Source organism: Streptomyces sp. NPDC001568 (assembly GCF_042893755.1).
Taxonomy (GTDB): Bacteria; Actinomycetota; Actinomycetes; order Streptomycetales; family Streptomycetaceae; genus Streptomyces.
The window spans coordinates 76,603-102,288 of record NZ_JBIAVF010000011.1 but is presented as its reverse complement, the minus strand read 5'-3'; the positions used below and the strand labels follow the sequence as shown (position 1 = coordinate 102,288).

Annotated in this window: 32 protein-coding genes and 4 pseudogenes; 19 read left to right on the top strand and 17 right to left on the bottom strand. The window is 68.8% G+C overall.

Features of this window, described 5'->3' with window-relative positions; translation table 11 throughout:
• Positions 1-65 precede the first annotated feature (65 nt).
• The 3 genes from ACFY0I_RS21195 (at position 66) to ACFY0I_RS21185 (ending at position 1,556) form a co-directional block, all read left to right on the top strand.
• On the top strand, positions 66-212 hold the full coding sequence (locus tag ACFY0I_RS21195) for a hypothetical protein (RefSeq protein WP_388897916.1): 147 nt from the start codon (positions 66-68) through the stop codon (positions 210-212).
• A 135-nt stretch (positions 213-347) separates the two neighbouring features.
• A complete protein-coding gene (locus tag ACFY0I_RS21190; RefSeq protein ID WP_388898440.1) occupies positions 348-1,130 on the top strand; it encodes a sulfite exporter TauE/SafE family protein in 783 nt (260 codons plus the stop codon).
• A 36-nt stretch (positions 1,131-1,166) separates the two neighbouring features.
• Positions 1,167-1,556, top strand: coding sequence for a molybdopterin-binding protein (locus ACFY0I_RS21185; RefSeq protein WP_388897913.1), 390 nt, complete (start codon positions 1,167-1,169; stop codon positions 1,554-1,556).
• A 22-nt stretch (positions 1,557-1,578) separates the two neighbouring features.
• Here ACFY0I_RS21185 and ACFY0I_RS21180 read toward each other — a convergent pair whose 3' ends face one another.
• On the bottom strand, positions 1,579-2,805 hold the full coding sequence (locus ACFY0I_RS21180; RefSeq protein WP_388897910.1) for an APC family permease: 1,227 nt from the start codon (positions 2,803-2,805) through the stop codon (positions 1,579-1,581).
• Between the two features lie 241 nt (positions 2,806-3,046).
• Here ACFY0I_RS21180 and ACFY0I_RS21175 point away from each other — a divergent pair, with 241 nt between their 5' ends.
• From ACFY0I_RS21175 to ACFY0I_RS21155, 5 genes are all read left to right on the top strand, one after another.
• Positions 3,047-3,874 (top strand): TetR/AcrR family transcriptional regulator, encoded by an 828-nt coding sequence (locus ACFY0I_RS21175; protein ID WP_388897907.1) that lies wholly within the window; start codon positions 3,047-3,049, stop codon positions 3,872-3,874.
• 294 nt (positions 3,875-4,168) lie between these two features.
• Positions 4,169-4,519 carry a hypothetical protein gene (locus ACFY0I_RS21170; protein ID WP_388897905.1) on the top strand — a complete coding sequence of 117 codons (351 nt, stop codon included), beginning with the start codon at positions 4,169-4,171 and terminating at the stop codon, positions 4,517-4,519.
• Between the two features lie 511 nt (positions 4,520-5,030).
• Positions 5,031-5,363, top strand: a complete 333-nt coding sequence (locus ACFY0I_RS21165) for a ribosomal protein L7/L12 (RefSeq protein ID WP_388897902.1) — start codon at positions 5,031-5,033, stop codon at positions 5,361-5,363.
• Positions 5,364-5,631: 268 nt separating this feature from the next.
• Positions 5,632-7,311 carry a CocE/NonD family hydrolase gene (locus tag ACFY0I_RS21160; RefSeq protein WP_388897899.1) on the top strand — a complete coding sequence of 560 codons (1,680 nt, stop codon included), beginning with the start codon at positions 5,632-5,634 and terminating at the stop codon, positions 7,309-7,311.
• 353 nt (positions 7,312-7,664) lie between these two features.
• Positions 7,665-8,156, top strand: coding sequence for an SCO4225 family membrane protein (locus ACFY0I_RS21155; RefSeq protein ID WP_388897896.1), 492 nt, complete (start codon positions 7,665-7,667; stop codon positions 8,154-8,156).
• Between the two features lie 56 nt (positions 8,157-8,212).
• On the opposite strand, the gene ACFY0I_RS21150 is transcribed toward ACFY0I_RS21155, so the two are convergent.
• Complete coding sequence (locus ACFY0I_RS21150; protein WP_388898490.1) at positions 8,213-8,440, bottom strand: hypothetical protein; 228 nt, start codon at positions 8,438-8,440, stop codon at positions 8,213-8,215.
• Between ACFY0I_RS21150 and ACFY0I_RS21145 the strand changes: the two genes are divergently transcribed.
• The gene (locus ACFY0I_RS21145; protein ID WP_388898437.1) at positions 8,369-8,965 is read left to right on the top strand and encodes a DUF6354 family protein; all 597 of its coding nucleotides are present in this window, start codon (positions 8,369-8,371) and stop codon (positions 8,963-8,965) included. The genes ACFY0I_RS21150 and ACFY0I_RS21145 overlap by 72 nt on opposite strands.
• Here ACFY0I_RS21145 and ACFY0I_RS21140 read toward each other — a convergent pair.
• Positions 8,957-9,169, bottom strand: coding sequence for a three-helix bundle dimerization domain-containing protein (locus ACFY0I_RS21140; RefSeq protein WP_388897893.1), 213 nt, complete (start codon positions 9,167-9,169; stop codon positions 8,957-8,959). The two genes, ACFY0I_RS21145 and ACFY0I_RS21140, sit on opposite strands and share 9 nt — an antisense overlap.
• A gap of 336 nt (positions 9,170-9,505) precedes the next feature.
• Here ACFY0I_RS21140 and ACFY0I_RS21135 point away from each other — a divergent pair.
• Positions 9,506-9,938, top strand: a pseudogene (locus ACFY0I_RS21135) (IS5 family transposase); the annotation flags it as partial.
• Between the two features lie 9 nt (positions 9,939-9,947).
• Here the strand turns inward: ACFY0I_RS21135 and ACFY0I_RS21130 are convergent.
• On the bottom strand, positions 9,948-10,601 hold the full coding sequence (locus tag ACFY0I_RS21130; RefSeq protein ID WP_388897890.1) for a hypothetical protein: 654 nt from the start codon (positions 10,599-10,601) through the stop codon (positions 9,948-9,950).
• 312 nt (positions 10,602-10,913) lie between these two features.
• On the opposite strand from ACFY0I_RS21130, the gene ACFY0I_RS21125 reads away from it, so the two are divergent.
• Positions 10,914-11,207: a hypothetical protein gene (locus ACFY0I_RS21125; protein WP_388897887.1), complete on the top strand. Its 294-nt coding sequence runs from the start codon at positions 10,914-10,916 to the stop codon at positions 11,205-11,207.
• 57 nt (positions 11,208-11,264) lie between these two features.
• On the opposite strand, the gene ACFY0I_RS21120 is transcribed toward ACFY0I_RS21125, so the two are convergent.
• Entirely contained in the window at positions 11,265-11,423 is a 159-nt protein-coding gene (locus ACFY0I_RS21120; RefSeq protein ID WP_388897885.1) for a hypothetical protein, read from the bottom strand.
• A gap of 53 nt (positions 11,424-11,476) precedes the next feature.
• On the opposite strand from ACFY0I_RS21120, the gene ACFY0I_RS21115 reads away from it, so the two are divergent.
• From ACFY0I_RS21115 to ACFY0I_RS21105, 3 genes and pseudogenes are all read left to right on the top strand, one after another.
• The gene (locus ACFY0I_RS21115; protein WP_388897883.1) at positions 11,477-12,145 is read left to right on the top strand and encodes a hypothetical protein; all 669 of its coding nucleotides are present in this window, start codon (positions 11,477-11,479) and stop codon (positions 12,143-12,145) included.
• A 204-nt stretch (positions 12,146-12,349) separates the two neighbouring features.
• Positions 12,350-12,596, top strand: a pseudogene (locus tag ACFY0I_RS21110) (IS5/IS1182 family transposase); the annotation flags it as partial.
• Between the two features lie 259 nt (positions 12,597-12,855).
• The gene (locus ACFY0I_RS21105; protein ID WP_388897880.1) at positions 12,856-13,302 is read left to right on the top strand and encodes a hypothetical protein; all 447 of its coding nucleotides are present in this window, start codon (positions 12,856-12,858) and stop codon (positions 13,300-13,302) included.
• Between the two features lie 519 nt (positions 13,303-13,821).
• Here ACFY0I_RS21105 and ACFY0I_RS21100 read toward each other — a convergent pair.
• Both ACFY0I_RS21100 and ACFY0I_RS21095 read right to left on the bottom strand, forming a co-directional pair.
• The gene (locus ACFY0I_RS21100) at positions 13,822-14,892 is read right to left on the bottom strand and encodes an SPFH domain-containing protein (protein ID WP_388897877.1); all 1,071 of its coding nucleotides are present in this window, start codon (positions 14,890-14,892) and stop codon (positions 13,822-13,824) included.
• A 4-nt stretch (positions 14,893-14,896) separates the two neighbouring features.
• The gene (locus ACFY0I_RS21095) at positions 14,897-15,328 is read right to left on the bottom strand and encodes an NfeD family protein (protein WP_388897875.1); all 432 of its coding nucleotides are present in this window, start codon (positions 15,326-15,328) and stop codon (positions 14,897-14,899) included.
• Positions 15,329-15,499: 171 nt separating this feature from the next.
• Here ACFY0I_RS21095 and ACFY0I_RS21090 point away from each other — a divergent pair, with 171 nt between their 5' ends.
• Positions 15,500-15,760 (top strand): hypothetical protein, encoded by a 261-nt coding sequence (locus tag ACFY0I_RS21090; RefSeq protein WP_388897872.1) that lies wholly within the window; start codon positions 15,500-15,502, stop codon positions 15,758-15,760.
• 5 nt (positions 15,761-15,765) lie between these two features.
• Here the strand turns inward: ACFY0I_RS21090 and rpsR are convergent, their stop codons facing one another.
• The 6 genes from rpsR to rpmF all read right to left on the bottom strand — a co-directional run bounded on the left by rpsR (position 15,766) and on the right by rpmF (position 19,124).
• Positions 15,766-16,002 carry a 30S ribosomal protein S18 gene (gene rpsR, locus ACFY0I_RS21085; RefSeq protein ID WP_388897870.1) on the bottom strand — a complete coding sequence of 79 codons (237 nt, stop codon included), beginning with the start codon at positions 16,000-16,002 and terminating at the stop codon, positions 15,766-15,768.
• Positions 16,003-16,043: 41 nt separating this feature from the next.
• Positions 16,044-17,156, bottom strand: coding sequence for a CobW family GTP-binding protein (locus tag ACFY0I_RS21080; RefSeq protein WP_388897867.1), 1,113 nt, complete (start codon positions 17,154-17,156; stop codon positions 16,044-16,046).
• Between the two features lie 26 nt (positions 17,157-17,182).
• Complete coding sequence (locus ACFY0I_RS21075) at positions 17,183-17,431, bottom strand: type B 50S ribosomal protein L31 (protein WP_388897864.1); 249 nt, start codon at positions 17,429-17,431, stop codon at positions 17,183-17,185.
• A 28-nt stretch (positions 17,432-17,459) separates the two neighbouring features.
• On the bottom strand, positions 17,460-17,624 hold the full coding sequence (rpmG, locus tag ACFY0I_RS21070) for a 50S ribosomal protein L33 (protein ID WP_007267663.1): 165 nt from the start codon (positions 17,622-17,624) through the stop codon (positions 17,460-17,462).
• A gap of 145 nt (positions 17,625-17,769) precedes the next feature.
• Positions 17,770-18,948 carry a GTP-binding protein gene (locus ACFY0I_RS21065; RefSeq protein ID WP_388897860.1) on the bottom strand — a complete coding sequence of 393 codons (1,179 nt, stop codon included), beginning with the start codon at positions 18,946-18,948 and terminating at the stop codon, positions 17,770-17,772.
• Between the two features lie 5 nt (positions 18,949-18,953).
• Positions 18,954-19,124 carry a 50S ribosomal protein L32 gene (rpmF, locus tag ACFY0I_RS21060; protein WP_388897857.1) on the bottom strand — a complete coding sequence of 57 codons (171 nt, stop codon included), beginning with the start codon at positions 19,122-19,124 and terminating at the stop codon, positions 18,954-18,956.
• 591 nt (positions 19,125-19,715) lie between these two features.
• Between rpmF and ACFY0I_RS21055 the strand changes: the two genes are divergently transcribed.
• On the top strand, positions 19,716-20,147 hold the full coding sequence (locus tag ACFY0I_RS21055; protein WP_388898434.1) for a Fur family transcriptional regulator: 432 nt from the start codon (positions 19,716-19,718) through the stop codon (positions 20,145-20,147).
• Positions 20,148-20,238: 91 nt separating this feature from the next.
• Here ACFY0I_RS21055 and rpsN read toward each other — a convergent pair whose 3' ends face one another.
• From rpsN to ACFY0I_RS21035, 4 genes and pseudogenes are all read right to left on the bottom strand, one after another.
• Positions 20,239-20,544, bottom strand: a complete 306-nt coding sequence (gene rpsN / locus ACFY0I_RS21050) for a 30S ribosomal protein S14 (RefSeq protein ID WP_388897854.1) — start codon at positions 20,542-20,544, stop codon at positions 20,239-20,241.
• Positions 20,544-20,780 carry a 50S ribosomal protein L28 gene (gene rpmB, locus ACFY0I_RS21045; protein ID WP_388897851.1) on the bottom strand — a complete coding sequence of 79 codons (237 nt, stop codon included), beginning with the start codon at positions 20,778-20,780 and terminating at the stop codon, positions 20,544-20,546. Before rpmB ends, rpsN begins: the two co-directional genes overlap by 1 nt.
• Before the next feature lie 1,957 nt (positions 20,781-22,737).
• Positions 22,738-23,789: pseudogene (locus tag ACFY0I_RS21040) on the bottom strand (helicase associated domain-containing protein); the annotation flags it as partial.
• A gap of 222 nt (positions 23,790-24,011) precedes the next feature.
• Positions 24,012-24,359 carry a hypothetical protein gene (locus tag ACFY0I_RS21035; RefSeq protein ID WP_388897848.1) on the bottom strand — a complete coding sequence of 116 codons (348 nt, stop codon included), beginning with the start codon at positions 24,357-24,359 and terminating at the stop codon, positions 24,012-24,014.
• A 188-nt stretch (positions 24,360-24,547) separates the two neighbouring features.
• Between ACFY0I_RS21035 and ACFY0I_RS21030 the strand changes: the two genes are divergently transcribed.
• The 3 genes and pseudogenes from ACFY0I_RS21030 (at position 24,548) to ACFY0I_RS21020 (ending at position 25,658) form a co-directional block, all read left to right on the top strand.
• Positions 24,548-24,739 carry a hypothetical protein gene (locus tag ACFY0I_RS21030; protein ID WP_388897845.1) on the top strand — a complete coding sequence of 64 codons (192 nt, stop codon included), beginning with the start codon at positions 24,548-24,550 and terminating at the stop codon, positions 24,737-24,739.
• 309 nt (positions 24,740-25,048) lie between these two features.
• Positions 25,049-25,255 (top strand): annotated as a pseudogene (locus ACFY0I_RS21025) (transposase); the annotation flags it as partial.
• A gap of 247 nt (positions 25,256-25,502) precedes the next feature.
• The gene (locus ACFY0I_RS21020) at positions 25,503-25,658 is read left to right on the top strand and encodes a hypothetical protein (RefSeq protein WP_388897842.1); all 156 of its coding nucleotides are present in this window, start codon (positions 25,503-25,505) and stop codon (positions 25,656-25,658) included.
• The last annotated feature ends 28 nt before the right edge of the window (positions 25,659-25,686 follow it).

The window sequence follows — 25,686 nt, the reverse complement described above, 5'->3', positions numbered from 1 at the left end:
GCCTGCGAAGCGAGCACGCGAACACCATCGCCTGCCTGACCATCGGACTGTCCGTCGCCTCCTGGGTGACCGCGCTGAAGGTGGAGCCGGCGGGCATCGACCGGGCGGACCGGTGGGGAATCTTCATCGCCACGTGGCCGGCGACCTGGTTCGGCCTGGGTCAAGCCCTATCCCAATACGAACGCGCCGACGAACTGAACGGGGACATGTAGTTCCGCCACGGTGCTGTCGGCCGTCTGGCTGCCCGGGTTGCGCCTGCTGCTCGTGAACATCTCGTTGCCACTTCGCGTACCCGCTACTCGCTGCGTTGATACTGACCGGGCGATCGAGGAGTGGCGGGGGCAGTGGTGGAGTGGACGATCTGGGCCGGGTTCGCGGCCGGCCTGCTGATCTCGACGGTGACCGCTCCGGTCGGCGTGTCCGGGGCGGTCTTCCTGCTGCCGGTTCAGATCAGCGTTCTGGGCGTGCCGAGTCCCGCGGTCACGCCGACGAACCTGCTCTTCAATGTGGTGGCCGGGCCAGGCGCCCTGTGGCGCTACCGCCGCGACGGCGCTCTACGCGGCCCGCTGGCCCGGCGCCTGGCCCTCTGGACGCTGCCCGGAGTCATCGCCGGCGCCGCTATCCGCGTCTTCGCCCTTCCCGGCCCCGGCGTCTTCCGCATCCTGGTCGCCGCCTTCCTCCTGCCGCTCGGAACGTGGCTGTGCTGGCGCACCCTGCGCCCCGCCCGGCGACGGCCGGACGCGGCCGAGCCGTCGCCGCCCGCGCTCGCCACCTTGGCCCTGACGGTCGGAGTGGTCGGCGGGATCTACGGGATCGGCGGCGGCTCCCTCCTCGGACCGATCCTCGCCGCCCGCGGCATGCCCATGACCCGCATCGCCCCGGCCACCCTCGCCGCGACGTTCACCACCTCCATCGCCGGGGCCGCCACGTACACGGTGCTGGCCACGGTCAGCACCGGCCCGGTCGCCCCCGACTGGTGGATCGGGCCGGCCTGCGGGGCGGGCGGCCTGATCGGCGGCTACCTCGGAGCCCGCCTTCAACCCCGCCTCCCGGAAACCTTCCTGCGCCTGCTCCTGGGCACCCTGGCCGCTGCGATCGGCATCCTGTACGCCGTCCAGGCCCTCACCTGACCATGCCCTTGCTCTGCCCCCAACTAGGGTGGCGGCGTGCGCTACTACACCGTCAGCGAGGCCGCCGTACTGCTCGGCGTCAGCAGTGACACCGCCCGCCGCTGGGCGGACGCGGGACGGTTCCCCGCGACCCGTCAGGGCGGCAAGCGGCTGATCCCGGGCCCGGACCTGGCTGCGTTCTGCGTCGAGCTCGCCAAGGAGAACGCCGAGGAATCGAAGACGACGACCTCGGCCCGCAACGCGATGCCGGGCATCGTCACCCGGGTGATCCTCGGCGACGTCACCGCGCAGGTGGAGATCCAGGCCGGTCCCCACCGCGTGGTCTCCCTACTGACCCACGAGGCCGTCGAGGAGCTCGGGCTGGCGCCCGGCGTCTCGGCCACCGCCCGGGTCAAGTCCACCAGCGTCCACATCGACGTCGCCTGACCCGCCTCGCCGGGCACGCGGCCTATGTGGTGGTGGCCCTGCGCAGACCGTAGACGCCCGCGCCGACGGAGAGGACCGCGGCCCCGGCGACCACGCTGCTCAGGGGCAGTGCGAACCCGAGGACCGCGCAGCCGGCCAACCCGATGACGGGCACGAGCCGGTTGGGCCGGCCCTCGCCCGGGGTGAGGGTCCGGGCGGAGGCGTTGGCGATGGCGTAGTAGGCCAGGACGCCGAAGGATGAGAAGCCGATCGCGCCTCGTACGTCGGTGGTCGCCGCGAGCAGCGCGACGACGGCTCCCACGGCCAGTTCGGCACGGTGCGGAACACCGAAGCGGGGGTGGACCGTCGCCATGGCGTGCGGCAGGTGCCGGTCCCGGGCCATCGCCAGGGTCGTGCGTGAGACCCCCAGGATCAGCGCGAGGAGCGAGCCGAGCGCGGCGACCGCGCCGCCCACCCGGACGACGGGCACCAGCCAGTCGGCGCCTGCGGCCCGTGCGGCGTCCGACAGTGGGGCGGTGGCCTGTGCCAACCCGTCCGGCCCCAGCACCATCAGGACGGCGAGGGCGACGAGGGTGTAGACGGCGAGGGTGACGCCGAGCGCGATCGGGATCGCGCGCGGGATGGTGCGGGCCGGGTCGCGGACCTCCTCCCCGAGGGTGGCGATGCGGGCGTAGCCGGCGAAGGCGAAGAACAGCAGGCCCGCGGCCTGGAGGATGCCGCCGACGGTGGCGTCCGTGCCGATGTCCAACCGCGCGGCGTCCGCATCGGTGGAGGTCACGGAAGTGACGACCACGGCGGCGAGGACAGCCAGGACGACCGCGACGATGACTCGGGTCAGGAGTGCGGACTTCCGCACCCCCGCGTAGTTCACCGCGGTCAGCGCCACGACCGCGGCGACGGCCACCGCGTGAGCCTGGCCGGGCCACAGGTAGGCACCGACGGTCAGGGCCATGGCCGCGCAGGAGGCGGTCTTGCCGACGATGAACGCCCAGCCCGCCAGGTAGCCCCAGAACTGGCCCAGCCGCTCACGCCCGTAGACGTAGGTGCCGCCGGACTGCGGATACAGAGCGGCCAGCCGTGCCGAGGACGTCGCGTTGCAGTAGGCGACGACGGCCGCCAGGGCCAGCGCGATCAGTAGCCCGGAACCGGCAGCTCCCGCCGCCGGGCCGAGCGCGGCGAAGATGCCCGCCCCGATCATGGACCCCAGGCCGATCACCACCGCGTCCTGCACGCCCAAACGGCGCTTCATCACGCCTGCGTCCTCTGGATCCGCCACCGTGTTCACCGCTGACTTCCTCTCGCACGGGTCTTCGAACCGGGGCGCCGTAGCCGACGAACGTGTCCGACCGGGGTGGGCGTAAGGCAGCGCACGCTCCCTGCAGGGCCGCGCCCGTGCCGGACGGCGCGCTTCGACCCGGGCCCTGAAGCGGGCTCCCCGTGCTGCCCGGGGTGGCGGCGCCGCGGTCGTCCTCACCCTGCTGATCACGCTCGTGGAGGCGGTGGAAGCCGCCGCCGACTCTCCTGGTCGGCTCCCGCTACTGGCCCCTGCTCGCGGCCCGCATGGACCGGATCCGCGACCAGGGCGGCCCCGCACTCCTCGACGCGCACCTGGCCCGCCTCCAGGCCGACACCTCCTGGCAGGGCGGACCCGTCTCCACCACGGCCGGGCGGCTCGCGGACGCGACCCTGCACTCCCTGACGACACCACCCTCCGCGCCCGCCGCGCCCGTATCGGTCAAGAGGGTGTCCCGGCGGCGGCCCGTTCCCGCTCCACCACCACCTCGGCCGCCGCGGCACCCGGCCGGCAGGCCCCGACGGAAGCCGCCGTCCCCCTCGGGGCGACGACCTACCACTTCGCGACCCGCGAGGACCTCATCGCCGCCGCCCTCCACCGGGCCGTCGACCGCTTCGCCACCTACCTCGACACCTGGACCGCCCAACGCCCCGACCTCACCCCCGAGCAGTTCGCCGTCCTCCTCACCGTCGCCCTGATGACCGGCTTCACCACCGAGGGCCGGGGCCAGAACGTCATGGAGTTCGAGCTCTACCTCGCCGCCCTGCGCCACCCCGCCCTGCGCGCCATCGCCGACCGCTACACCGAGCTCACCATCCGGGCCTGCTCCCGCTACACCGACCCCGTCACCGCCGCCGCCGTCGACGCCGCGACCAACGGCATCACCCTGCACGGCCTGGCAATCAGCCACCCGCCCACCCGCGATGAGGTCGAAGCCATCCTGCGCCGCATCCTCACCCCCAACCCCAACCCCAACCTCCACACCGCCCCGACCCCGCCAACCCGGCCGGACACCCCGACCTGACCGACCCGCCCCTGGGCGCCCGCACCGGCCGACCTCAGGCGTCCCGCGCCCACTCGACGCCGAGTTCGGCGAGCTGTGCCGAGTCGAGTCGGTCGCGGCGAGCCTTCCTGTTCGGCCACCTCGGTCTGACGTAGGCGGACTTCCGTTTTGGGCGCGGGCCGGGGCGGACCCGGAGTGGATCGGTGCGGGGTTCGCGGCCCCCGCCCCCCCGGGCCGACCGGAGTGACGTGGGGGAGGCGACCTCGTTCACACGGGGTGAATACCTTTCGTGGTGCTGTGATCTGCGGTGTTGCCGTGTCAGCCGTTGTGCTCCCGCTCTCCTTCGCCGCTCCGGCGGGTGCCACGGACGTCGTTGGTGTCGGCAACAGCGCCCATGACAACCACTGCACCAACCGTGGGCGTTCGGTGGCCTCGGCGGCCACCGCGTATGCCGCCGGCGTGGTGAGCGCCCTCACCGCGGACGTCCCCCTGAGCATTCCCACCAACCAGTGCGGCGGCCTCGGCGCGCCCCTCGTCGACCAGGAGGTGCAGAACATCGCGAACTGCACCGGTGTCGTGGGTGCCTCGCAGTGCGCCGGCAACAACTTCCAGAGCGGCGGATCGTTCAGCGGGGGTGCCGTGAGCGGGGGAGGTGCCCTCGGCTAGCCCCGGCGGCGTCGGTCTTGGCCCCCAGCTGTACCCGCTACCGCGCCCCTGCCTTCGCGGGGGCCTTACGGGTCCATGCGGCATGCTTCACACCCAGCCTGCGATCTCTCGCTTTCGTGACAGTGGAGTGGGAGACAGTGAGGGTTTGTGGGTTGGCGCAGGTCAGCGCTACTTTTCGGGGTGGGGCCCACTGTCGTGGATGTGAGAGATCGAGGCGATTCCACTGTCACGAGGCGGTTTTCGTGCGGGTGGCGCACTGACACGAAACCGAGAGATCGCACGTGCGGTCTGCCGGGTCAACTCTTCGACATCCACGGGCATGCTCATCGACAACGGCCGGCAACCAGAGAGGCCGCCCTCCGACCCGCGACCGCGAGGTTCACACAACGGATCAGCCCGCGCCGGTCCAATGGAGTTGCGGCTCTTCCACCGCGCCGGGCAGCATGGTTCGACGCTGCGGAGCGGGTAGGCGGCGCCCCGCCCCGGAGCCCGATCTCACCCTTCGGAGGGAATGGTGGAGGAACCAGGGTTCGGCGTGGTGTTGACCGAGGTCGGAGCCCGAGGGATCAACGTTGTGCAAGTGGTTCGGTCGCTGACTGGCCTGAGCGCGTGGCGGAGCAGACAACTGCTTGACTCCGCCCCGGTGACCGTCTTGGAAGCCACCTGGTTCGAGCGGGCAGCGGAGGCAGTTACGCGCCTCACTGTCGCCGGGGCCAGGGCCGGCTTGGTCTGCGACTGGTGCACGCGTGTGATGTCGCCGGAGGACTGCCCCGTGGATCCGGGGCCCTGCTCCTCTCGTTACTGGCCGGCGACAAGCTGCTCGGCGAGTCGTCCCCTGCCCTGACCCGGCCGGGGGGTGTCCCCTTTGGTTACCCAGGACCACGGGTTTCAGAGTCCTTCAGTCGGCGAGTTGAGCGTTGGCACTGGCGCGCGGTGCGGTGCGATCCGGGCTTGGTGCCTTGACGAGCCATATCGGTTCCCTCCGAGGTTTCAACAGCCGCCTGTCACTCGTTCGAGTGGCAGGTCCGGTTTGCTTGCCGGAGGTGATCACACCGGAACGATCATGCTTGTGACACACCATCAGAAGTACTGCCACGGAAGGCGGAACATCCATGCCGGTCAACGGATCCCCCGATAGTCCGTTCGCTCTCAGCCCCGACGATGTCGCCAAGCTGGAGGCGATCCGCGAAGCACTGCTCGACCCGTCGCCGCGTCGGATCGGCAGGCTCGACCAGTGGGGTCTTGCCGACACATACGAGGTGCAGGCGGAGATCGCCGAGTACCGGGAGTTCCAGATCGCCATGGCGGACGGGACCCGGATCGATGGCGGGCTGAGCACGCCGCGCAACCTCGCGCCGGGGCAGACCTGTCCCGCCATCGTCATGCCCGCCCCGTTAAGCGACTTCGGCCGGCTGGCCTACTTCGGCACGATCCCGCGCTGGACGCAGGGCGGCTACGCCGTCCTGACCTACAGCCAGCGCGGTCTGGCCGGCTCCGAGGGCAAGATTCAGGTCGCCGGCCCCCGGGATGTCGAGGACGGAGTCGAGATCCTCGACTTCCTCACAGGGCAGGAAGGCATCGACGCGGACCGGATCGGATGCTTCGGTGCCTCCTACGGCGCGGGTACCAGCCTGTTGTTGGCGGCGCGGGACCCGCGGGTCAAGGCCGTGGCGGGCGCCAGCGCCTGGGGTGACCTGTTCACCTCGTTGTTCGAGAACGGCACCCGGCACATCAAGGCATTCGAGGCGCTCGTGGCCCTGTTCCACGAGGAGCGCTGCTCGGAGGAGTTCCAGGCGATCATCAGGAAGATCCGCGCCAACGTCATCGACGATGAGGTCAGGAAGTTCGCCAAGCTCCGCTCGCCGATGGAGCAGCTGAAGGCATACAACGACCGTGAGCTGCCGATCCTGCTGACCACTTCCTGGCACGAAACGATCTTCTCCGTGCCTGCTGTCGTCGACCTCTTCACCAAGCTGCAGGGACCCAAGTCGTTGCTGGTACAGGTTGGCGACCACGGCAACAGCGAACTGCCCGGCCTGGTCGGCGGCATCTCCAAGCCCACTGAGATGACCTACCGGTGGATGGATCACCACCTCGGCGGCTCCGCCGGCGACGGCGCCCTGCCGCAGTTCGGCATCCGCTCGGAGTACATGCACAACCTGCTGTCCGATCTCACCCACAACGACTGGGCGGACTACGCCCTCCCCAAGCAGCGCTTCCACCTCGGCGCCGTGCCCGCCGGCAAGCAGGATGCGCCGTTGACCCAGGGCCAGCCGCAGGCGGGCTGGACCCGCTCCGTTCAGGCCGCCGGCCCGGACACCGGGATCGTCGTCGCGCCCAAGCTCGTCCAGACCGGCCTGGCCGAGCGCGTGGGACTCCCGCACGTCTACAAGACCGCCGAGATCAAGCGCGACGTCGCCGCCGTCTGGACCACCGCGCCGCTGGAACGGCCGATGCGCGTCCAGGGCGACCTGGAGGTCCGACTCACCGTGAGGCCGCAGACGAAGAACTCGACCTTCACCGCCTACCTGCTGGACTGCGACCCGGCGACCGGCCGGGCCGCGATCATCACCCACGCCCCCTACACCCTGACCGACCAGCAGGCCGCCACGGTGACCTTCCGCCTGCAGCCCGCACACTACGTCCTGGCCAAGGGCCGCCAGTTGCAACTCATTGTCGACAGCTACGACCCGTTCTTCGCGGACGAGAACACCGTCCCCGCCGCCCTTGAGATCACCTCCCCCAAGGACAACGAGTCCTACATCGACATCCCCTTCGCCACCCTGCCGTAACACCCACCCGCCCCACCGGGCACCCGCGCCCACCACACAGGTCCGGTCCGCGACACACGCGGACCGGACCTGCCTCACACCCGGCCACGGCGCCGGCCCCCATCTCACCGACCTCGCGCACCCAGGCGGAGCATCGGTGACGACCAGCACGCCCAGTACCCGCCGCAATCCGGCACCCCCGGACAGTCATTGCTCGGTCCGCCACGTCCAGGCGCACTGGGATCCGCCTGCGGAGCCCCGGTGGCTGCGACCAGGTACGCGAGTCCGGCGGGATGAGTAGGCGTACTCAGGTGGTGTGTTCCGGTTCCTTCGACACTGGCTGCAGATCGAACGGAACGGCGATGGGGAGCAGGATGGAACGGCGTTGGGCGAAGGTAGAGATGTGGGTACCCGCCGGATACCTGGCGCTCGTACTCGGGTTGCAGGTCTGGGTGGAGGCGGTCGCCCGGACCGGGGACATCGGGTTCGGTGGGATCTGGCCGATGCTGGCCACCGCACCGATCAGCCTCCTCCTACTGATCCCCTTCGGAGCGCCCGACCCCGCCTCTCTCGGTGCGGCGCCGGTCGGACAGCCCTACTCCGGCGCCGAGCCGCCACCGCAGCCGGCGGACTTCTCTGCCTCCCCGGTTCCCGCCGACTGGGCCCCCGACACGTCGGTGCTCGCGGAGCCCGCGATTTGGACCGGGTTCGGCTTCTACGCCGTTCTGATGGCCGGTGCCCTGGCCAACGCCTCGCTGCTGTGGCTGATGGTGCGGGCCGTCGTGCGGCGACGGCCCGGCATGCCCGGCGCGCTGGTCCAGGAGCGCGGCGGGCGTGGCCGGCCGCAGGCAGGTACCACCCCCTAGGGTTGGATCCGCTCCTGACCGCCCCGACGAGGAAGCTGCCAGGAACTGATAGGCGATCACAGGCCCTGGCGTGAGAACTTGTTCGTCGGGGCGGCCCCTGGGGTGCGTCCGGCGTTGGCTGGGGCGTCCGCGAGTGAACCCTGGGAGGGGACGGCTTCGTGGCCGGCGGCGTTGTCGCCGAAAAGCAGCTGTACCGTGACCTGGCCGCCGGCATGCGGGCGCGCAACCGGCGCCTGCGCGTCACCAAGGTCGGCGAGGCGCGCGCCGAGCTCGTCGTCGAGCACGACCTGCGTTCCCGCCGAGGCCAAGCGGCCTCGAACCCGGCGCGCTCCGGTTCGTGGCCGCCGCATGTCCCGGCCTCGGCCGGCAGCCCGGCAGGGGTGGTCGTGCTATTCGAAGAGCATGGTGAAGCCGTGGGCGAGAAAGGCGGCTGCCGTCAGGAAGAGGAGGATCGCGGTGAGCGCGAGGAAGAAGGAAGCGCGTGTGCCGCGAGTCGGCTGGTGATCTTCCGGCTCGGGCCCCTTTCCTGCCGGGGACGAGTTGAAGTCCATATCAGGCCTATGTCCACTTCTGCACCTTTCAGTCTGGCGTCAAAGAGGAGTGCGTCAGTGTTCATCGACTGTTCCGCAACCGTTTTCGCCCTTTTTGGCCCAGAGGGCGCCATGCGGTGCCGTTCTGGTTCTTGCCGTCGGGACCACTGGTGGGGAGGCCTCCGTCGGGGGGTGAGTGGATGCGTTCCATGCTGTTGGCCGAGGGCATTGGCTGCGGACCGACCGCCTGCTCCTCGCGCCCGCCCGTGGTCAGGGTGAAGGCGGTTGATCGCCGGGTGGTAGGAGGTCTTTGGCGCGCCGCTCGATCAGCATGGGCAGGTAGGTCCGCACCCGTGCGTACCGAAGTTCCTCGTATGCGGTCTGTACCGCCGTCTCCACCAGATGGGGTTCCAATCGAGGGTGCGTTTCCACCAGTCGCCCGACGACGTGGCGGATGATGAGGTCGTCCTCGGAGTCCGCCACCCCACACCTCACCCGTTTCCGTCGAAAAGCGCCTGTGCCCAGTTTCGCGGAGCGGACCCGGGGCCAGGAAGTCGATCTTGAGCCCTTCCGGATGGCCGGACCCCACCCCCGAGCCGATCAGCCCTGATGGCCGCTTGCCCAACGTGTCCACGACGTACGCCGGTGGGTGGCCGGCTTCGTTGTGGGCCCTCGGCCGTGATCACCCGGCTGGTGTTCCCGGCGATGGTGTCGGGCAGGGCCTCACCGCCGGGGGCCGCACGGGCTACGGGGGAGCGCCCGTGCGGCAGCGGGGTAACGGCGTAGAACACCGGATGGTCACGGTCGGCCCGTGGTTTCGATCGAGGCAAGTTCGGGTCGAAGATCCACTTGATCGCCGAGCGGACCGGTCCGCCCCTGTCCGTCGCGATCTCGGGCGTCAACCTCCACGACAGTCAAGGCTCTCGAGCCCCTCGTCCGCGGCATACCGCCCATCCGCTCACGCCGCGGACGGCGACGACGCAAGCCCGGCAAGCTCCACGCGGACAAGGGCTACGACTACGTCCACCTGCGACGATGGTTACGCGGACGCGGCATCAGGCACCGCACCGCCCGCAGAGGCATCGAATCCTCACAACGGCTCGGCCGCCACAGATGGGTCGTCGAAAGGACCACGTCCTGGCTTGCCGGCTGCCGACGACTACACCGCCGCTACGAACGCAAGGCCGAGCACTTCCTCGCCTTCACCAGCCTAACGTGCACCCTCATCCACTACCGCAGAATCGCCAAATGAGATGACTTCTTAGCCCACGCGTTCGATGCGCGCCCGCCGGATCAGGTTCTTGCCCGGCTCCCGCACCTTGTCGAAGGCCGCGTTGTTCAACAGGACACAGCTGCCCGACGGGCCGTTCACCGTCACCGTGGTCGCCTGACCGTTGTCCAGATTCGTCACCTTCAACTTCGTCCCCACCGGGAATGTCCCGCTGCTTGCGGCCGGCGGCCCCGCCTCGCCCGACAGCGTCACCGTCGACCCCGGACACACCCTCTCACCTGTGGCAGGCGGCACTTGTCCACCCGCTCCACCCGCTGCACCCGCAAGCGCGTCACCGCCACCTTCCACGCGTTCGATGAGCGCCCGCCGGATCAGGTTTTTGCCCGGCTCCCGCACCTTGTCGAAGGCCGCGTTGTTCAACAGGACACAGCTGCCCGACGGGCCGTTCACCGTCACCGTGGTCGCCTGACCGTTGTCCAGATTCGTCACCTTCAACTTCGTCCCCACCGGGAATGTCCCGCTGCTTGCGGCCGGCGGCCCCGCCTCGCCCGACAACGTCACCGTTGACCCCGGACACACGACGTCAGGTATGGCGGCATTACTGGGCGCCATTGTGGCGACGAACCCTCCCGTCACCAGTGCTCCCGCGGCGACAGAGAGCACGAGCTTCTTCTTGGAACTCATGGTCCGCTTTCGGGACATTGGCACTCCTCGATCCGATGGACGCTGTCCTTCCCCGTCCTTCATACGGGCCGACATCATGGTCGAGTTCGGTGTTGTCACTGCCTTACAAATACTTCCCGCGAGGGGTTGCGCTGTGACAAGTCGAAGCCGGTATCAAGGCGATGGGGCCTTGACCCTGGGCTTTGGACACCGGAGACACTGGGATCTTGATGGTCCAGGAGAACGGAGTCCCTGTGGGTGTTGAGCATTGCGCCGCAGAGTTCAAGGCGGACGCGGTCGTGTTGTACCGCTTCGAGGCAGGGAGTGCCGATCATGTCGGTCGCCGGTGGTCTCGGGGTGAGCACCGAGACGCTGCGGAACTGGATCAGGGCCGCTGACGGGCGCCGGCCCGGCGCCCATGCCGCACCGCCGACCGCTGCCCGGACCGGTGGTGATGACGTTCAGGCGGAGCTGACCGCGACACGCAAGAGGATCGTGAGCTGGAGCCGGGCGGCCTTCGGGCAGCCAGAAGAGGTATTGGCGGAGGTTCTCCGCGAGGCCTCGGTCGATGTAGGCGACGTACTCCCGGGCTCCGCCGGCCGCCTCGCGTTCCTCCGCCCGGCCTGAGGCCGACCACCTATGGTCCAGGGCTGCGGCCCACACTCGCACGCGACCCCGCCTGCTCTACCAGTCGCGGACGAGCTCTGGGGTCCAGTGGTCGTCACCGTCGCAGGCGTACCCGGCCATCGGGTCCTGTGCGACCGCGCCCAGCAGTGCCAGCGCCTGTGCGATGTCACGACGAGCAACAGCTTCACCGCGGTCCTGGTCATCAAGAAGGGCCACGAACCAGGCAGCTTCTACGTCATGACCGCCTACCCCGTGTAAGGAGCCGAACGATGCATGATCTGGCAGATCGCGAGTGGGTGACCCTCGGTTTCGGAGTGACCGCCCTGGGCGCGTCCTTCCACAACGACTGGATCCTCCAAGCCGACGACAGGCGCGATTACCTCACGCGCCTTTACCTCCCGGAGGGCGACCCCACCCCCATCGTGCTACTGATCGAGGACCTGCTGCGCCTACGGGACTCGGGGCTCGGCGGAACCGAGATCGACCTGCTGTGGCAGGCCACCGACGTGTCGCTCGGCGTGCCGGGGATCGGCGGCGAGGAACGGGAATGGCTGGACGAGGTGCTGGCATGGGCCGTGCCCCTCGCGCGCGGCCGCGGCGCCTGCGCCGACTCCGTCACGACCTACCCGGCGTGCGTGCCCCACGGCACCTCACCCGCGGCAGCCGCGCACCGACGGCTGACGGCACAAGTACTGGACCTCGTCGAACTGCTCGACCAGGACGAACACGGGGACACGCCAGTTGACGGCACCCGGGCCGCGCTGCGGCGGTGCGCCACGACCGTCTGCGCGGACCTGGCCTTCCGCTTCCTGGTCAGTGCGCTCATGCGGTTCGCCGTGCGGCTGTCACCTGCGCACTACGGCTGCCTCGAACGCCTTGGCACGGCGTTCGGATACGGCCCGCACGTGGTCGACCCGGCCGCCTACCTCGTGATCTGACCGGCCCAGCACCCGACACCGGCCCCCTCGACGCACCACCGAGAGGGGGCCGACTGCGTTCCCGAGGACTGACTGCTGCGGATCGTCGCCGCGCTCACGGCCCCTCCAGCCCAGCCTGGCCGGCTCGGCGGCCTTGGCCTCCACCCGCGCTCCGATGGGGCACTCCGGCGCGTACGCGGGCCGCGCTCGATCTCCTGAATGTGAAAGAACCGCCGCTACCTGCGACGACGCGGAATCCGACACAGCATCCCCGAACGCCTTGACCAGCCAAGACACCGCAAGAAACCGCGGTGCACGCGGCGGCCGGCCCACCGGCTTCGACGGCGAGCGATACGAGAAACGCAATACCGTCGAGCGCGCCATCAAGCGCCTCAAGGGCTTCCGCGCCGTCGCCACACGCTACGAGAGACACTGCCTAGTGCCTTATCAGGCAACGTTCGCACTGTTGTGAGGTCCTGCCTGCTGAGGTCGGTAGTCACTGGCGATAATCGCCCAATGAGCGCCCTCGAACGTTCTATGCCGCCCCTGAAGGCCAACGAGCGCACGGGCCTGGTTTCGTACGGCGGCCAGCGCCATCATCGGAGATGTTCGCGAGGCCTGGGGGCGGTGTCGCGGCTACCGGGCAGGAATGAGGGGCGGCGGTGGTGAGACGGCGGAGGCTGGGCCACGAGGACGCCCATCAGCCGAGCGCGGAAGAGATCCTGGAGGTGATGGATCTGCTGCCGGGCCCGGAGGGGGAGGACCGGATCGCGCTGGCGATCGACGCGAACCGGTGCGCGTTGCGGGGAGATGCACCGCAGACCTCGGCGGCTGCCCTTCGGGCGATGCTGGAGCAGATGAAGAATGAGGGAATGGTCCGGTGCTTCGCCCCCGGTGCTCTCGATCTTCCGCAGTTCGGCCCCCGGTGGTGGTCAGCGGCCAAGGCGCGGCAGAGGGACGAGGAGCGCCAGGCGGCAACTGTGCGGCCCCTGGAGGCCGACGTGAAGCCGACGCCGGCGCAGGGGCGCCGCAAGGCGGAGATCTCGGAAGCTCTCCAGGAGGAGCGGGCCAGCGGAGGCAGCCCGTTGAAGAGGGCTGTCGACGCCACGCTGGAGGCGAATCGGCGTAAATACCAGGAGTATCGGCGCCGTTCAGCCGGGGAGGGCGGAGCGAACTGAGGCGTTCCGGCCCGGCAGACGGAGCCCGCCGCCCACATGATCACCCACGGCGAAGATCCCGGCACCGCCACGCCGGAGCGAACATTGCCTGATGCGGCACCAGGTAGCGGAAGGAGTGGCCGGCCTTGGGCGGCAGGATGACCGTGACGGCTCGGGTGCCGTCGGGGCGCGGGGTCTCCGACGCCGCTGACCGGCCCGGTCGGGGTGTCGGCGGGCAGGACGAAGGTGACCTCGGTGTGACCCTGCGTGGCTGGTGCTCAAGCATGTGTTTTTCTTCGGGGGAGGGGCGGGTGCGATGAACCGCCGGTCGCAAGACAGGAGTGAATCACTTTCCGTCATCACATGATGCGGTATGTGATGGTCGGGGCGGTGGAACATTCCCAGCGATCACGGAGTGAACGATGAGCGGTTGCAGGACGAGCGCCAGCAGTCGGGCAGGGGCCGCGAGGAGCGGGAAGAACTGGTCGGCGCCTGACCCACAGAGGCGGCCATGCGAATGACCACGACGACAGATCACCATCACGGGGCCGTCTGTGCTGTCCCCGGACCGTGCCCCGCATCGACGGGACGTGCTGAGATCGTCCTGCCGTCACGATCTGCCTCGGCGGCGTCGGCGAGGGCTTCGGCGGCGGCTTCCGCGGCCTTTGCCGCGTCGTCCGCGGCTTGGAGGGCCAGATCGCCGGAGGGTGCCTCCCGGGTCGCCGCGGACCGTGGCAGCACCTCGGTGAAGGCGCGGGTGACGTTCTGGAGTGCGGAAGTGACCTCGCCAGGGATCACCCAGAAGGTGTTGCCCGGGCCCTGAGCGAGCTGGGGGAGCATTTGCAGGTACTGGTAGGCGAGCAGTTGGGGATCGGGGTCGTTGCGGTGGACGGCCTGGAACACCTCGTCGATGGCTCGGGACTGGCCCTCCGCCTTGAGGATCTCGGCGGTTCGATTGCCCTCTGCGCGCAGGACGGCGGATTGCTTGTCGCCTTCCGCGGTGAGGATCTGGGACTGGCGTTGTCCCTCGGCGCCGAGGATCGCGGCCCGCTTGTCCCGTTCGGCCCGCATCTGCTTCTCCATCGCGTCCTTGATGGACTGCGGCGGGTCGATGGCCTTGATCTCCACCCGGTTGACCCTGAGCCCCCACTTGCCTGTGGCCTCGTCCAGGACACCGCGGAGCTGATTGTTGATCGTGTCCCGCGAGGTGAGGGTCTTCTCCAAGTCCATGGACCCGACGACGTTGCGTAGCGTGGTGACCGTCAGCTGTTCCACTGCCTGGAGGAAGTTGGCGATCTCGTAAGCCGCCGCGCGTGGATCGGTCACCTGGAAGTAGAGGACCGTGTCGATCTCGACGACCAGATTGTCCTCAGTGATGACCGGTTGGGGCTTGAAGGAGACGACCTGCTCACGCAGGTCGATCACCGGGTAGACACGGTCGACGAAGGGGATGACGACATTGAGCCCGGGCTTGAGAGTGCGGTGATACCGGCCGAGCCGTTCGACGTTGCGGGCGCGGGCCTGCGGCACGATGCGTACCGCCCGCACCACGGTCAGGACGGCAAGCACCGCGACGAGAAGGCCGGCTATGAGGAAGGCGGAGATCTCCATGGGCTCACTCCCGGGGATAGACGAGCGCGGTGGTGCCCTTGATCTCGATGACATCCACGGTCGCGCCGGGAGGAATCACCAGCGTTTCGTCATAGGCGCGCGCGGTCCATTCCTCACCACCGATTCGAACTCTGCCCCCCAGCGCCGACACCTCCGACGTGACCAACGCGCCCGCGCCGACCAGGGCGTCCACACCGAAGCGCTCGTCCGGCGATGAAGACAAGCGACGCAGAGCAGCCGGGCGCACGAACACCACCCCGACCGTCGACGCCACCGCGAACACCAGGAACTGCCAGGGAAGGGGCAGGCCCAAACCGGCGGACACGGCTGTGACCAGCGCCGCGCCGCCGAGCAATCCAAGTGCGGCGGTGAGCGTGGCGATCTCCGCCGCGCCCAGGACCGCGGCGGCGATCAACCAGATCAGCCATGGATCCATGCCTGACGCCTCCGGCTAGTCGACGCAAGTCATAATGTGAACTTTTATGAGCTTTTACCCGCTAAGTCCGCAGGAAACCGGACTGCAGCCCGCGTTCTTCAGCAGCACAATCTGGAGCCCAGAGCGTGCAATGCGGGGCTTGTTCCTTCGGCGGGATCACCGGCGCCGTTCGTGGGCACTCTTCGTCTTCCCGCAGGGGTCAATCTCCTCGGCCTGGTCGCGGGTGCCGGCGGTTCGATGAAGCCCGTCCTCGCGGCCCTGCTGCACAACACCAGCAGCATCGTCGTGGTGGGCAACTCCGCTCGCCTGGTCAACCACACTCCGCACCTGCCCCGCGTGGGTGAGGACGTCCTGCGGCGGGCCCCGCTGGAGGAGGGCCGCGTAGCCCACCGGGATCCGGCAGGGCGAGCCGATGACGAGCCCGAGCCGTAGGGCAGTCAGCGGCCCGCGTACGGGAGCAGGGCCATCTCGCGGGCGTTCTTGATGGCCAGGGCGAGCCGACGCTGCTGCTGGGCGGTGACGCGGCTGACGCGGCGGCTGCGGATCTTGCCCCGGTCGGAGATGAACTTGCGGAGCAGGTCGGTGTCCTTGTAATCGATGTACGTGATTCCTGCCGTGTCCAGAGGGTTGGGGCGGGACTTCAGGGGCTTGCTCGGGGAGGGGCGGCGGGCCATCGGTGTTCCTCAGGGGTGTGGGGCGTGAAGGGGGCGGTCGGTCAGGAGACCGAGTCGAGCAACGGGCCGAAGGCGGCGGGGAGTTGCTTCCAGCCTTCCCGCCCGGCCGTGTACTCGGCTTCGGTCAGTAGGCAGGAGTCCAGGAGCTGTTCGATCCCGTCGCGGTCCAGGCCCGGTGAGGTGAAGACGAGGTGCTGGCAGCAGTCGCCGTGTTCGGGGTCCCAGTCGAGTGCGGCCGCGGCCTGACGCATGGCGGGGACCAGGTCCCAGGCGGCGTCGGGGAGCGAGGCCAGCCAGGGGCCGGCGCTCTCCACGCACAGCGCGCCACCGGCCGCGTCCCACGCCAAGAGGGTGTCGGGCCGGTCCGCGAGCCAGAACCGGCCGCGGCTGCGGGCAGCGGCGCAGGTCAGGTCCTCCAAGGCCTCGTAGAGCCGCTCGGGGTGGAAGGGCCGGCGGCGCTGCCAGACGAGCGTGGCGACTCCGGCTTCGTCGGCCTCCTGGGGGAGGAGCGCGCAGGCGGGATGCTGGGCGGCCGCGGCGCTCTCCACGTCGAAGCCGGCGAACGCCAGGCGGGTGAGTTCGCTGGAGCCGGCGGGCACCTGGACGGCCGTCGGGTGCAGCTGGGCGAGCAGGGCGCGGTCCTCGTCGTCGGCCTCCTCGCTGTCGGCGATCGCGAGGACCGGCGCGTATTCGAGCTGACGGGCCCAGGTGTCCCCGACGGTCCGCTGGTCGGTGGTCGCCGCGGCGAGTCCGGCCTCGCTGAGGTCGTCCCCGTTGCCGAGACAGGGCAGGACGAGCGCGGGGTCAACGGCGGTGATCACGTTGGTGAGTTCCAGCACTTCACCGGCATGGGCGGCCACGACCTCGGCCATCGCCCGGGGTTCGACCGAGTCCCAGAGTTCCACCACGGCCAGGCGGGTCAGCCCGCCGGCGGCCAGCCGCTCCAGCTCGGGGACGAGGTCCTCGCGCAATGCGCAGCATGCACAGTCGTTGAACAGCGGCGTCTCGTCGGCGGAGATCGCGCCCCCGGAATCGCGCAGCGTGCGGAGCACCATACCGCCGGCAGCGGAGGACAGGTCGTGGTGCAGGGCGATGCTGCCCGGCACGGCGCGCAGCAGGTGCTCGACGGTCTCCTTGCGCGCGTCGGCGTGCATGCCTCCGACTATCACTACCGGGAGGGTCACTTGGGCCCTCCGTAGCGGCGCTCGAAGCGCTCGACGCGGCCGGCGGTGTCCAGGACCCGCGCGGTGCCGGTGTAGAAGGGGTGGCTCTGCGAGGAGATCTCGACGTCGATGACGGGGTAGGTGTTGCCGTCTTCCCACGCGACCGTCTTGTCACTGGTGGCGGTCGAGCGGGTGAGGAAGGCGAAGTCGGCGGCCTTGTCGCGGAAGACGACGGGTCCGTAGGCGGGGTGGATTCCAGGCTTCATGGGGTCGCTCTCTCTGGAGGGGGATTGTTCAGCGCTCTTCGCGGAAGTCGACGTGCCGGCGGACGACCGGGTCGAACTTGCGCAACACCATGCGGTCCGGGTCGTTGCGCCGGTTCTTGCGGGTGACGTACGTGTAACCAGTGCCGGCGGTGGAGCGGAGCTTGATGATCGGACGTACTTCGTTGCGTGCCATGGCGACACTATACGGGAATGGGAATCATTTTCAATAACCACTCCGGCTCTCTCCTGGGGGAGGAGCGTGGAACCCGAAAGCGATGTGTCCATGGAAGGCCGGGTCGGACGGTGCCGTGGCTGCGACCACCGTCCGGCCCGGAGTTTCAGGTCGCCTGAGGGGCGGCGGATTCGTGCTCGCAAACGTCGTCGATTCCGTACGTCTCCCACTTCGGGAAGTCGTCCACGGCGGGCACGGCCTCGCCCGGGGAGAGCAGGCAGGCTTCTAGGGCCGCCCGCAGTGCGTCGGCGCGCAGGCCCGTGCCGATGAACACGAGCTCCTGGCCCTCAGTGGTGTCCGGCCCGCGGGCGCCCGAGGGCTCGAAGCGGGCGACGGCGCCGGCCTGAGACCAGAGGCCGGTCACGCGGGGGCGGCTGGCCAGCCAGAAGAAGCCCTTGGAGCGCAGGATCTGTCCGAACGTCCCGCTGTCGAGCCCCTTGGTGACGAAGGTCCACAGTCGGCCGGGGTGGAACGGCAGGTCGGAGCGGAACACGAGCGAGGAGATTCCGTACTCTTCGGTCTCCGGGACGTGGTCGCCGTTCAGTTCCTTGACCCAGCCCGGGGCCTGCTGGGCCCGCTCGACATCGAACAGGCCCGTGCCCAGCACCTGCTCAAGAGCCACCTGCCCGCGGACGACGGGAACGATCCTCGCCTCCGGGTTGAGCCGCGCGAGCGTCGCACGAAACCGGGCGAGGTCGTCCGGCCCGACCAGGTCGAGCTTGTTGAGGACGATGACGTCCGCGAACTCGATCTGGTCCATGAGGAGATCGCTGACGGTGCGCTCGTCGTCCTCGTACTGATCGAGCCCGCGGGCGGTGAGCTCATCGCCGCCGGCGAGCTCCGGCAGGAAGTTCGCCGCGTCCACGACGGTGACCATCGTGTCGAGACGGGCCAGGTCGCCCAGGGTGGCGCCGTCGTCGCGCGGGAACGAGAACGTGGCCGCCACCGGCATCGGCTCGGAAATCCCGCTGGACTCGATGAGCAGGTAGTCGAAGCGTCCCTCGCGGGCCAGCCGGTCGACTTCCTCCAGCAGATCGTCGCGCAGGGTGCAGCAGATGCACCCGTTGGTCATCTCGACCAGTCGTTCCTCGGTCCGCGACAGTGCCGCCTCTCCGCCGCGCACGAGGGCGGCGTCGATGTTGACCTCGCTCATGTCGTTGACGATGACCGCGACCCGCAGGCCCTCGCGGTTGCCGAGCATGTGGTTGAGCAGCGTGGTCTTGCCGGCCCCGAGAAAGCCGGACAAGACGGTGACGGGCAGCGCGGCAGGCTTCGTGCCAGTCATCCGGCTCAGCCTTCGGGGCGCAGAAGGCCGCGCTCGTAGGCCTTCGCCAGGCGCTGGGGGACCTGGTACACGGAGCCGTCGACCGTGATCGGGACGAGCTGCGGGGTCGTGACCTTCCATTGGGCCCGGCGGTGGCGGGTGTTGCTGCGGGACATCTTCCGTTTGGGGACTGCCATCGGGATCTCCTGAGGTGTCGAGGGCGTGCGACGGAAAGCTACATGAAAACGACGACCATTTTCAATCCAGGGTGGTAGCCGTCCGGGAACCAGCAGGCCGGCGTGCGGCGTTGCGGGGTCGTGGCCTCCCGTGCGGCTGAGGTGAGGGTGTTGCCAAGGGGAGCGGCTGGGGGGCCGAGACCTATGCGGCCGGCGTGTGCGGCCGGGACCTCTGGCTCAATGCGGCCGCGCGCGAGGCCCGTTGGAGCCCCCCTTGGCGCCGCGGGGCATCGCGCGCGATCGTGTGCCACTTCCATCGTTGAAAACGCTGAGGATGCGGCGGTCGTCCTTGCCGCACTGGGGTGGCGCGGCGCTTCCGGCCGCGGGGCGAGCGTGAGAGGGGGGCGGGGCACGCTGCGGCCGTCAATGGCGTCGGTTCGGCCCCGGCGGGACCGAACTCGCGCACGCGGCGGACCTCGCGAGGCCGCCTCTTCCCGACCACTGAGCCAGGGGAATTGCCGTGGCATCTGTCATGGTTTGCGGGGGTGCGGGCGTAGGGTCCGTAGCCTGACGCAACGAACCTGCGTGCCCAAGGAGGAGGAAGCGGTGGCGGTGGCGGCTGCGCCTGGCGAGACGAGTGGTGCGCCAGTCCGGCAACGGTCGACCTGGCAGAGGGCCGCCGTCGTGGCGGCGCTCGATGACGTCGACGGGTTCCGGAGTGCGCAGCAACGGCATGATGTGCTCAAGCGTCGAGGCGACTCCGTGGGTCTGACCACCGTCTACCGCGCCCTCCAGCACCTGGCGGAAGCGGGTGGAGTCGACGTGCTCCGCACCGGCGACGGCGAGGCCGTCTGCCGGCGCTGTTCCAGCGGTGATCATCATCGCCATCTGGTTTGCCGCTCGTGCGGCAGGGCGCTGGAGGTCGACGGTCCGGCCGTCGAGAAGTGGGCTGCGGCGATCGCGGCCACACATGGCTTCGTCGGCTTCGCCCATGCCGTGGAAGTCTTCGGCACCTGCGCCGGCTGCGCAGCGGCCCCGGTTTGAACGGCAGCTGAACCAACGTCCGCACAGGTCGACGTACCCCACCGGATCTCATGGCGGGGTACGTCGCCGGCGGAGTGTCATCCGGGTGGGGCTACCACGAGGACTTGGTCACGCCGGGGAGGAAGCCGGCGTGCGCCTGCTGCCGGGCGCGTACGCGGGAGAGTCCGAACTTGCGCAAGTAGCCGCGAGGGCGGCCGTCGACGCTGTCGCGATTGCGTACGCGGGTGGCGCTGGCGTTACGCGGCTGTCGGCGCAGTTCCGCCAGTGCGTTCCGGCGCTCGTCCTCAGTGGACGAAGGGCGCCGGATGATCTCCTTCAATGCGGCCCGCCGTGCGGCGTACCGCTCGACGATGTGCTTGCGCTTCTCGTTCTGGGCGATCTTACTCTTCTTCGCCATCAGACCTTCACTCCTCGCGCCCGGATCCGGGCCACGGCGGCCTCGATGCCGATGACGTCGACCGTCTTGATTCCCTTGGTGCTCAGGGTCAGGCGGACATTGCGGCCCTCGCTGGGCAGCCAGAAGCGCTTGTTCTGAATGTTCGGGTCGAAGCGACGTGACGTGCGCCGGTGCGAGTGGGAGATGCTGTTGCCGAACCCTGGCTTGGCGCCGGTCAGTTGGCAGTGTGCGGACATGAGTGATTCCTGCCTCTCTCTGGCCATCACTTATTGGTAATGGAAACCATATCCATATCCTAGCGTCGCGACGTCAGTCCTCGCCCGGTGCCCCCGCAGGTAGGCTCCGAAGGCATCACCCCAGTCAGCCTGGCCGGCCCCCGCCTGGCGCTACGCGAAGTCGAGCCCGATGACACCGCCGCCATCCTGGCCGTCTGCGGCGACCCCGAGGCGGGCCACTGGCGAGGGCGGCCACTGGGTGGACTGCACCTGCTGGGTACGACGTCGCGCAGCACGTAGGTTGCGACCATGCGCCGCCGCTTGCCCTTCTTCGCGAGGGCTGCATGCTCCTGCCTGGCCTGGCCTGGCCTGGCCTGGCCAGGGTCGGGCTCACTTGCCGCTGATGACATGGTGGGCGAGTTCGGTCCTCGAGGCGCAGGCGGATGAGGCGCTCCAGCTCGGCCTGCGCATGGCCCATGTTGTGGCGTGCGGCTGTGTAGGCCTCGCCCAGGCTGATCCCCGCGGGCGTCGGCCGTGATCCCCGTAAGGCTGCGGATCCGTTCACTGTGAGTGTCCAGTACCCGCTCTGCGACGAACACGTGCCCAAGGGCGAGGAGTGTGGCGACGAGCCTTCCTCTCCGGCCGTGAACCCGGACGGGCCCGTTGCGGCAGACGCGAGGGCGCAGGCTGCCGGTCGATTCTCCCCAGATTCCCCCCAGAGCCTGTCGACGCCATATAAGGGCTGGTCAGGGGCCTGTCGGGGGCAAGGTGACGAGATCGCCCGCATCTATTCCCCCAGGAACTCCCCAGGGCTGCTTCTGGGTCGATCTGTGAGTGATGCAAAAGCGAGTGCGAAGGATGACTGGGTGCGATGCGAGAGGCTACGAAGTGCGACACCCTCGCTGGCAGCCTCGTCGGCAACCCCCAAGCCGTTGCCGACCTGCTGGCCAACCGAATCCCCGCGGCCATCGCCGACCCCGGCCACGCCCGCGCCCTTGCCGCAGTGGGACGCAAACCTCCGCCCACACGGACATGATCGTAGAGTCAGGCGAGCTCCGTGGCAGGGTGCCAAAAGGGATTGCAGGCGGTGGGGATGCCACGGTGCAAGCCTATTGGGGGCCAATTACGGACGATGCGGCAGCCGGAAGTTTTGAGTTTTACACATCCGTCGCTCCTAAGGCGCGAACCATGACGAACATTGCAGCCTGGGAAGAAGGGCGAACTCCAGGGGTGGCATATTTGAGATGGCAGAATGATGACTGGGCAGTAATTCCGGTGTTTGTTACGGAGGTGAGGTAACGCAAATGAAAAGGATCCCGGTGATGGAAATGCGAGGCGGTAGGAGGGCTGTCTACATAGCATTCCTCGATTTCGCGACGGAGGAACTGTCCTGCGATTGGGGGAATGAAGAAGAATTTGACGAGGAGTGGGATCTCGGTCACCGTCGAACTTTTGCGTGGCGTTTGGAATCGGGTGTCGATGTCTCTCTCACTACAGTCGATGGGCAGGCTGTGCACGGCTATAGTCTCTACACTCGCGCCGATGATTCAAATGGAGATGACATACGTCAGGTCCTTGCCCAGTTTCTGGAGGAGTCGAGGATCGAAAGTGTCAGGGTCCTGGAAGTGGCCTCTCCTTGAAGCGGGGAAATCGTAGTTCCGTGGTCCACTGAGACCATACTTCTGACTGTTGAAAGGTGATCTTCGGTATTTCAGGCGCAAGCTTTCCCGCCTGACTAGTGACAATCGCCCCGTATCCATCAGAGGACACCGACAAGGCCACGGGCCGTCACCCAGTACAGGGGTGATGGCCCGTGGCCTTGTGCATGGCGAAGCTGCGATTGGTAGATTCGCTCTGTAGATATCGCGCGAGACTCATGGGACCGCGATGACGGACACGTTCGGGAGCCGGCCTGCGCAGTTCGCCGACAGTCCCATCCCGCTCGGTGACCTTGCCCGGCTGGCTGCCGAGTGGGGTGTCACGCCCAGTCGACGCCCAGCTTCGCGAGGGCGGCGAGCTGATCGGAGGTGAGTTTGTCGCGCCGGCTCTTAGTGTTGGAGATTCACACGCCGAGCTTTACGACGACCGGCTCAGCCTCGCCCTCGACCACGATCTCCTCGCTGTGGCCGCGGGGGACCGGCCGGTGGGCGCCTTCCCGTTCCACCCACTGTCCGAGGGCTGTCAGCCCTCGCTGGAAGGCTTGCTGCGCCTTGCTAGGCCCCCCTTCGCCGTGCGCGCGACTGCGGGCGCGGGAGAAGGGGGCCTGGATGCCCAGCGCGGTCAGCCGTGCCTGCTGCTCGGGCAGGAGCCGCGCCCAGGTGTGCAGTTGCTTCTGCTGTTGGAGCCACTTGCAGATGTCGTCGCCGTCGAAGACGATGCCCGGCGCGATGTCGGGCAGGACGCCGTCGCGTCGACCAGTTCGGCCAGGACGCGGTACTGGCGCTGCCAGTCCAGCGGTCAGGGGCAGTTCCAGTCTTAGTCGATCGCGGTCAGCTGCGCCGCGCGCTCGGCGGCCCGCTCCGGATCTTTGCCGAGGCCGTTCTTGGTGCCTTTGCGGCGGAGGTTGGCCATGTGCTGTCCGATGGGCACCAACTCGTTGCCTTCGCCCCAGATGGCGTCCTGTCGGGGTGCTCCTACCGGCGGCCCGCCGGTAGGAGCGGAGGGCGGCGAGCTTGGCTTCCCATGCTTCCTCGCCGGGCTCCCAGACCATGCCGGCCTCCGCGGCGTCCAGGAGGGCCTTGCGTCGGTCTTCGAGCTCCCCGCCCCGCAGGTTCTTGCGTTACTGGTGCACCCACCGCCCCAGCGGGAAGTCCTTCGTGACGCCGACCTCGGTCTCTACGTCATAGGGCCGGCGTGGACGCCGGTGATCTCGTTTTCCGCCCGCCAGCGCTGCAGGGCCTGGTAGCCCTCCAGCCACACCAGGGATTCGGGTCGGTAGACGCGGGTGCGGAGGAACGCGGCGATGGTGGCAGCGTCCCGTGGGCTGGAGAAGTGGAGCAGTGCCGACTCGGCTGCCGCGTCGGCGCCGTCGCCCCTGCGATTACTCGCAGATTCTGCGAGTGACGCCCGCATGGCTCTGTTCACATCGCAGACGAGAACGGGCAGTGCCTCGCCCCTCAAAAAGGACGTTCGTATCCGGACCGGGGCGGACACGGCGCACGAGTTCGCAAACAGTCCACGTGGTTCCGGCTTGAAGGAGCCGTTGTTGGAGAGGGGAGGGGGCGCCGCCGAACACGACGGGCCAGGTCGGGATCAGCAGGACGGCGCGCAGTGTCGTGTCGCCTGCGGACCGGCCAGGACGTCGAAGCCGTATCCGAGGGCGGCGAGCCCCGCTAAGGCCGCCGCGAGGACGAGGGCGGACCGCCACCGGCCCCGTACGGCGGCAAACACGGCCAAGGCGGCGGTTGTCCCGGCTAGCACCAGGATCGGCAGGCCCAGCCAGAGCAGGTCCTGATTGGTCTCGCCTTCGAAGTCGCCGAAGAGGCCCCTGCGACCGTACGGGAGCCAGACCGCGGAGCCCGCCATGGCGCCGAGCACGGCGATGAGGCACCCTGCGACTCCGGTGACGGCCTTGCACCGAGTCGTCTGTTCGAAATCCACGTAGCGACGGACGCCTCGCCAGGGGCGCGCAGTTCCGCCGCTGACAGCGAGTGCCTCCCGTTTCTCGGGTTCTGGCTCAACTTCTGTGGAGCATCCACGCTCTGTGACTGTTGATCTTCTTAGTGGCCCTCACCCGATCGTCCGAAAGTGCCCTATGGCTGCCGTGCTGTGCCTGAGAGTTCGGGGCCGTGAAGGAAGTGCTGCTCCGGCTGGAAGAGTTCCTGTTCCTGTCGGACCCTGAAGTCGCGGTGATGTCAGCGGAGGACGACGGCGAGGTGTTCTGGATCGGCGTCACGCGCAAGTCTGCCGGTGTCGAGTGTCCAGGCTGCGGAAGATGGTCGAATCGGTGTCATCGGTCCAAACCTGCGGTTTCCCGCTGATCTACCCAGCGCTGGGAGGCGTGTAGTACTGCGCCTGCAGGTCCGCCGGTTCACCTGCGCGGACACCTCTTGCGGACGGCAGACCTTCGTTGAGCAGGTTCCCGGGCTGACCCGCCGTCACGCTCAGCGGACTGACCGGCTGCGTTCGGTCCTGGCCGAGGTGGGCCTCGCATTGGCCGGCCGCGCCGGCGCCCGCCTTGCGGACGTCTTCGGCATCTCCGTCAGCCGCAGCACGGTACTTCGGCTGGTTGATTCGATGCCTGACCCTCAGCCGTCGGTCCCGCGGGTGGTGGCATCGACGAGTACGCGATGCGCAAGGGCCGTGTCTACGGGACTGTGCTGGTTGATGTCGAAGCCCGCAGGCCTGTGGATCTGTTGCCGGACCGCGAGGCAACCACCGTCGTCGCCTGGCTTGCTGAGTGTCCCAGGATTGAGGTGGTCTGCCGCGACCGTGCCCCCTTCTTCGCCGAAGGCGCCAGCACTGGGGCACCCACCGCGGTGCAGGTCGCAGACCGTTTCCATCTCTGGCGCAACCTCGGCGAAGCCACCGAGCGATGCGTATCGCGCCATCGGACCTGCCTGCGAACACCATTCGCGGTGCCCGGATCCGAGAGCGTCACGACGCCACCAGCTCCTGAAGCTGGCGCGTCGCCCTGGCCGAAGAGGCACCGATTCGCCGACCGAACACGCGAGAAGCACGCCATCGTCCACGGGATGCTCGGCGAAGGACACAGTCGGCGGGCGGTCGCCCCGCGAACTCCGGATGACCTACCGAACCGTGCAGCGTCTGGCCGATGCGGCGACCCCGGAAGACCTCTTCCAAGGGCAGTGGCAGAACCGCAGGACGAAGCTCGACGACTTCAAGTCGTACTTGCACGAGCGGTGGGCCGGGGGCTGCACGAACGCCTGGACCCTCTGAAAGGAGATTCAGACGCATGGATACGCAG